This window comes from uncultured Aquincola sp., assembly GCF_964001545.1.
In the GTDB taxonomy this organism is placed as follows: domain Bacteria; phylum Pseudomonadota; class Gammaproteobacteria; order Burkholderiales; family Burkholderiaceae_C; genus Aquincola.
Genome location: NZ_CAXFDV010000480.1, coordinates 1 through 6682, shown reverse-complemented (window position 1 = coordinate 6682; position 6682 = coordinate 1). Strand labels below are relative to the sequence as shown.

The 6682-nt window shown below is 70.9% G+C and carries 5 protein-coding genes; 1 reads left to right on the top strand and 4 read right to left on the bottom strand.

The features are described from left to right. Positions 1-899: alpha-D-glucose phosphate-specific phosphoglucomutase (locus ABNT58_RS16445; RefSeq protein WP_348754529.1), on the top strand; the 899-nt coding region annotated here is incomplete at its 5' end. 9 nt (positions 900-908) lie between these two features. Here the strand turns inward: ABNT58_RS16445 and ABNT58_RS16440 are convergent. The 4 genes from ABNT58_RS16440 to ABNT58_RS16425 all read right to left on the bottom strand — a co-directional run. Further along, positions 909-2414 carry a M20 family peptidase gene (locus ABNT58_RS16440; RefSeq protein WP_348754528.1) on the bottom strand — a complete coding sequence of 502 codons (1506 nt, stop codon included), beginning with the start codon at positions 2412-2414 and terminating at the stop codon, positions 909-911. A gap of 7 nt (positions 2415-2421) precedes the next feature. After that, on the bottom strand, positions 2422-3006 hold the full coding sequence (locus ABNT58_RS16435; RefSeq protein WP_348754527.1) for a DUF2242 domain-containing protein: 585 nt from the start codon (positions 3004-3006) through the stop codon (positions 2422-2424). Positions 3007-3076: 70 nt separating this feature from the next. Next, positions 3077-4612, bottom strand: a complete 1536-nt coding sequence (locus ABNT58_RS16430) for an efflux transporter outer membrane subunit (RefSeq protein ID WP_348754526.1) — start codon at positions 4610-4612, stop codon at positions 3077-3079. Next, the coding region (locus tag ABNT58_RS16425; RefSeq protein WP_348754525.1) for an efflux RND transporter permease subunit at positions 4609-6682 on the bottom strand (2074 nt) is incomplete at its 5' end. The genes ABNT58_RS16430 and ABNT58_RS16425, both read right to left, overlap by 4 nt.

Below are 6682 nucleotides of genomic sequence, written 5' to 3'. Positions count from 1 at the left end.
TCGGCGGCCTGCACCCCGACCCCAACCCGGTGAATGCCGAGGACCTGATCGCCCACATGGCGGCGGCCGATGCGCCCGACTTCGGCGCGGCGTCCGACGGCGATGCCGACCGCAACATGATCGTCGGCCGCAACTTCCCGGTGGCGCCCTCGGACAGCCTGGCGCTGCTGGCCGCCCATGCCACGGTGGCCCCGCGTTATGCCGGCGGCATCGCGGGCATCGCCCGCTCCATGCCCACCTCGATGGCGGCCGACCGCGTGGCCGCGGCGCTGGGCGTGCCCTGCTTCGAAACGCCCACCGGCTGGAAGTTCTTCGGCAACCTGCTGGACGCCGGCAAGGTGACGCTGTGCGGCGAAGAGAGCTACGGCACCGGCAGCGACCACGTGCGCGAGAAGGACGGCCTGTGGGCGGTGCTGTTCTGGCTCAACGTGCTGGCCGCCACCGGCCAGTCGGTGGAGCAACTGGTGCGCGCGCACTGGGCCACCTATGGCCGCAACTACTACTCGCGCCACGACTATGAAGGCATCGATACCGCCGCTGCCGACAAGCTGATGGCCGGCCTGCGCGCGCAGCTGCCCCAGCTGGCCGGCCAGGTGCTGGAAGGCCGCCGCGTGAAGCAGGCCGACGACTTCGGCTATGTCGATCCGGTGGACGGCAGCAAGTCGGCCAAGCAGGGCGTGCGCATCCTGTTCGACGATGGTTCGCGCGTGGTGTTCCGCCTGTCGGGCACCGGCACCGAAGGCGCGACGCTGCGGGTGTACCTGGAGCGCTATGAGCCGAACGTGGACAAGCAGGGCGAAGACACCCAGGCCGCACTGGCGCCGCTGATCACGGTGGCCCGCAACGTGGCCCGCATCGCCGAGATCACCGGGCGCAAGACGCCGACGGTGGTGACCTGACCCTGGCCCCTACTTGACCGGGGCGGCCCCGGCCGCCTCCGCATCTGCCTGCAGCAGCCGGTGGTAGAAGGCCACCAGCTCGCCCAGGTTGCTGATGGCGATGCGCTCGTTGGTGCCGTGGAAGCGCGGCAGGTCTTCGGCGCGGGCGCGCACGGGTGAGAAGCGGTAGACGTGGTCGGCCACGGCCAGCAGGTGGCGCGAATCGGTGGCGCCGATCATCAGGCCCGGGGCCACCACGGTGCCCGGAAACAGCTCGCGCACGGTGCGCTCGATCAGCCGGTACGAGGCCGAGTCGGCCGGCGAGATGGGCGAAGGTTCGGCGCGCGGGCCGGGTGCTGGCGCCACCTGTACCGAGGGGTTGCCGATGGCCTGGCGTGCCTGCTCCACCGCGCCCGCCACGCTGTCGCCGGGCAGCAGCCGCACGTTCACGTTGGCGGTGGCCTCGCCGGGCAACACGTTGGCCTTGTTGCCGCCGGCCACCATGGTCAGCGCCCGCGTGCTGCGCAGCATCGCGTTGGTGCTGGGGCCTTGCTCCAGCTGGTGGCGCACCAGCGGGCCGAACAGCCACAGGTTGGACAGCACCACGCGCATCGGCAGCGACATCTCGGGCGCGATGCGGCCGAACATGTCGGCCGCCACGCCCCGGATGCCGGCGGGCATCGGCTGCGCTTCCAGCCGGGTCAGCGCCGCGGCCAGTGAGCCGATGGCGGTTTCGCGCGGCGGCATCGAGCCATGGCCGGGTGTGCCATGGCTGCTCAGCGCCAGGTTCACGTAGCCCTTCTCGGCCACGCCCACCAGGGCCAGCGGTGCGTCCAGGCCCTTGAGCACGCCTTCGGTGATGAGCAGGCCTTCGTCCACCACGAAGTCGAGCTTCACGCCGCGCGACTTCAGCAGCGCCGCGATCTGCGCCGCGCCTTGTTCGCCGCCCACTTCTTCGTCGTGGCCGAAGGCCAGGTACACGGTGCGCCGGGGCTGGAAGCCCTCGCTGGCCAGCATCTCCACCGCCTGCAGGATGGACACCAGGTTGCCCTTGTCGTCCCAGGCGCCGCGGCCCCAGACGAAGCCGCCCTGCACCGCGCCGCTGAAGGGCGGCTGCTGCCAGTCGGCTTCGGTGTTGGGCGCGATGGGCACCACGTCCTGGTGGGCCATCAGCATCAGCGGCGCGGCCTGCGCATCGCGGCCGGGCCAGGTGTAGAGCAGGCTGTAGCCACCCACCACCTCGCGCTTCATCACCGCATGCGCCTGGGGAAAGCGCTGCTGCAGCCAGGCATGCAGCTTCAGCAGCTCGGGGGCCGCGGCATCGGGCTGGCCGTCGATGGACACGGTGCGCAGCTGCACCGCTTCCGACAGCTTGCCGGCCACCTCGCGCACATCCACCGCCACCGGTGCGCGTGCCGGCACCGCCAGCTGGCGCGAGGGCTGGCGCCAGGTGTTGATGGCCAGCACCAAGGCCAGCACCAGCACCGCCAGCAGCAGCGCTTGCAAGACACGCCAGGAGACGGTGCGCAGGCGCATCGCCGGATCAGTTGGCCGCGGACGCCGAGGCGCCGGTCTGCGGCGGCGGCGGGCCGGTGCGGTCCAGGTAGCGGTCGATCAGCGCGAAGAAGCGTTCATAGAAGGTGGCGTCGCCGATGGTCTGGCTGGCCACCTTCACCATCGAATCGTCGCTGGACGAAAACGGCAGCGACAGCGAGCCCAGCGCGCCCACGCCCAGGCTGGCCGAGGTGCTGCTTTTCTTGAGCGCATAACGGTCCTGCAGCGCGGTGACGAAGACCACTGCGGTGCTGCCGTCGTCGCCTTCGGGCGCGCAGGTCACGCGCAGGTCGATCTCGACGTGGGTTTCGCGCTCGGGCTGGAAGTTCTTGCGGCCGTTGACGTAGTCGTTCTTGGCCTGGCCCACCAGGTAGCCCTGGCTCAGCAGCGCGCGGCGCGCGGCTTCGCAGGCCTGCGCGCCGCTGGCGTCGTAGTGGCGGGCGTGGGTGTCGTCCGACTGGAAGGTTTCGTAGGTGGTGGTGTGGGCCCGGTGCGGCACGGCGCAGCCGGTCAGCACCAGGCCGGTGGCCAGCAGGGCGGCAAGAAGGGGGCACGTGGCGGCTAGGCGGGACATGGCGGAAATGCTAAGCCAACGCGTGGGCGCCCCCGTTGAGCCGGTGTAAAGCCGCACTGCGCCGAAGTGGTCAGCTCGCGTCGGCCCAGCCACCGCCCAGCACGCGGTACAGCGTCAGCCGGTTGGCCTGCTCGGCCAGGCGCAGCGTGATCAAGGTCTGCTGCGCGGTGTAGAGCGTGCGCTGCGCATCCAGCACTTCCAGGTAGCTGTAGGCGCCGCTGCGGAACAGGGCCTGCGACAGCTGCAGCGTGCGGCCGGTGGCCTCGGTCAGCGACTGCTGGGCCGCCAGCCGCTCGGCCAGCGTGCTGCGCTGGGCCAGCGCGTCGGCCACCTCGCGGAAGGCCACCTGCAGCGTCTTTTCGTAGGTGGCCAGCTGGATGTCGCGCTGGGCCATCGCCACGTCCAGGTTGGCCTGGTTGCTGCCGGCGTTGAAGATGGGCAGGGTGATGGAAGGCACGAAGCTCCAGGCGCCGTTGCCGCCCGAGAACAGCGACGACAGCTCGCCGCTGGCGACGCCCGCCGCGGCGGTGAGCGTGATGCGCGGAAAGAACGCCGCCCGCGCCGCGCCGATGCTGGCCTGCGCGCCCTTGAGCAGTTCTTCCGCGGCCACCACGTCGGGCCGCTGCTGCAGCACCGCCGAAGGCAGCGCGGCCGGCACCTCCACCAGCGCCGCCACCGGGCGCTCGATCACGCTGGGGGCCTGTGCATCGGGCAGCAGCTCGGCGGGCACCGGGCTGCCGGCCAGCAGCTCCAGCGCATTGCGCGACTGCTGCACCTGCGTGGTGTAGGCCGCCACGTCCACGCGGGCGCTGTCCACCGTGGTCTGCGCCTGGGCCAGCGTCAGGCCCGACTGGCCGCCCAGCTCGAAGGCGCGGCGGGTGAGTTCATAACTGTCCTGCCGGGCCTTGAGCGTCTGCTGGGCCAGCAGCAGGCGCTGCTGGTCAGCCGCCAGGTTGAGCCAGGCGGTGGCGGTGTCGGCCACCAGCGCGATCTGCGTGGTGCGGCGGTTACTCTGCGTCGACAGAAAGGTCTGCAGCGCCGCATCGCTCAGGTTGCGCACGCGGCCGAAGAAGTCCAGCTCATAGGCCGAGATGCCCAGCTGCGCGCTGTAGGTGCTGGTGATGCGCGCCTGGCCGTTGCTGGACACGCTGGCCGGCTGCCGTTGTCGGTTGCCGCTGCCGGTGGCGTTGATGGCCGGCAGCACCGCCGCTTCCTGGATGCGGTACTGCGCCCGCGCCCGCTCGATGTTGAGCGCGGCCACCCGCAGGTCGCGGTTGTTGGCCAGCGCCAGCTCCACCGTGCCGCGCAGCCGGGGTTCGGTGAAAAAGCTGCGCCAGGCGGCGGCCGCGGCCTGCTCGGCCGGCAGGCGCGGGCCGGCCGTGGTGTCGGCGTTGATGTCGGCCGGGGTGGCAGCCGGCCCGCTGGCGGCCGCCTGCGCCGCCGTGGGCGTGGCCGTTGGCACCACCGCCAGCGGCACCGGCGAGGGCAGCGTGGCCGGCACCGGCAGCGCCGGTCGCTCATACGGGGGCGCCAGGTTGGCGCAGCCGCTGGCCAGCAGCGCGGCGGCCAGCACGGTGAGGGTCTTGGTCATCGTGGGCCGCGTCATGCGTGGCTTCCTTCCAGCGGGGCGGCGGGGGTGGCCGGTGCGGCCTTCTTGCGGCGGTCGAAGAAGCTGCGGATCAGCACGAAGAAGAGCGGCACGAAGAAGATGCCCAGCGCCGTGCCCACCACCATGCCGCCCAGCACCGCGGTGCCGATGGACTGGCGGCCACCCGCGCCGGCGCCGGTGCCGATGGCCAGCGGCAGCACGCCGAAGCCGAAGGCCAGCGAGGTCATCAGGATGGGCCGCAGGCGCAGGTGCACCGCCTCCAGCGTGGCCTCGATGATGGACTTGCCGGCTTCCTGCAGCTGCTTGGCGAACTCGACGATCAGGATCGCGTTCTTGCACGACAGGCCCACCGTGGTGAGCAGGCCCACCTGGAAGTACACGTCGTTGGTGAGCCCGCGGGCCGAGGTGAACAGCAGCGCACCCAGCACCCCCAGCGGCACCACCAGGATGACCGAGAAGGGCACCGACCAGCTTTCATACAGCGCGGCCAGGCACAGGAACACGAAGAGGATGGACACCGCATACAGCAGCGGCGCCTGCGAGCCCGACAGCCGTTCCTGGAACGAGGCGCCGGTCCAGTCCAGCGCGATGCCGGCGGGCAGTTCCTTCATGATGTCTTCGACCACCTTCATCGCGGTGCCCGAGCTCACGCCCTGGGCTGCATCGCCCACCATTTCTTCGGCCGGGCTGCCGTTGTAGCGCTGCAGCTGCGGCGAGCCGTAGCCCCAGCGGTGGCTGGCGAAGGCGCTGAAGGGCACCATGCGGCCGTCGCTGTTGCGCACCGTCCATTGCTGGTAGTCGTCGGGCGACATGCGGAAGGGCGCATCGCCTTGCATGTACACGCGCTTGACACGACCGTTGTCCAGGAAGTCGTTGATGTAGGTGCCGCCCATCGCGCTGGACAGCGTGCTGTTGATGTTGGCGGTGGCGAGGCTCAGTGCGCCGGCCTTGCGGTCGTCGATGTCCACCACGAACTCGGCCGTGTCGTCCAGGCCGTTGGCCCGTGTGCGCGACAGCTCGGTGCGCTGGCCGGCCAGCTCCACGAACTGCTGGCGCGCGCGCTGCAGCGCCTCATGCCCCAGGCCGTTGACGTCCTTGAGGAAGAAGTTGAAGCCGGCGTTGGAGCCGAGGCCACGCACGGCCGGCGGCAGCACCACGAAGATCTGCGCATCGCGGATGCGCGAGAGGTCGCGCGTGGCCTTGCGCGCGATGGCGGCGGCGCTTTGCTCGGGGCGGGTGCGCTCGCTCCAGTCCTTCAGGCGCAGGAAGGCGCGGGCCGAGGCCTGGTCGCCGTCGCTGCCGCTGACCGAGCCGAAGGTCAGCACGTCGGGCTGCTGGGCGAAGTACGCCTCCACCTCGCGCAGCACCTTCTGCGCACGCTCGGCGGTGGCGCCGGGGGGCAGCTTGATCTGCGCCTGCAGGATGCCCTGGTCTTCGTCGGGCAGGAAGGAGGTGGGCAGCCGCGCGAACAGCAGCGCCATGCCGGCGCCGATGGCCAGGTACACCAGCAGCATGCGCTTGGGCCGCTTGACGATGCCGCCGATGCCGCGCTGGTAGTGGCTGGCCGTGCGGTCGAAGCCGCGGTTGAAGCGGGCGAAGAAGCGGTCCACCAGCCCCAGCGGGCCCTTGCGCGGCGTGCCTTCGCCGCCTTCGCCATGCGGATGGGGCTTGAGGAAGGTGGCGCACAGCGCCGGCGTCAAGGTCAGCGCCACCAGCACCGACAGCACCATCGACGACACGATGGTGATGGAGAACTGCCGGTAGATCACGCCGGTGGAGCCGCCGAAGAAGGCCATCGGGATGAACACCGCCGACAGCACCAGCGCGATGCCCACCAGCGCGGGCGTGATCTCGGCCATCGACTTGCGCGTGGCCTCCTTGGGCGAGAGCCCTTCCTCGTGCATCACGCGCTCGACGTTCTCGACCACCACGATGGCGTCGTCCACCAGGAGGCCGATCGCCAGCACCATGCCGAACATGGTGAGCGTGTTGATCGAGTAGCCGGCCATCGACAGCACGCCGAAGGTGCCCAGCAGCACCACCGGCACCGCGATCGCGGGGATCAGC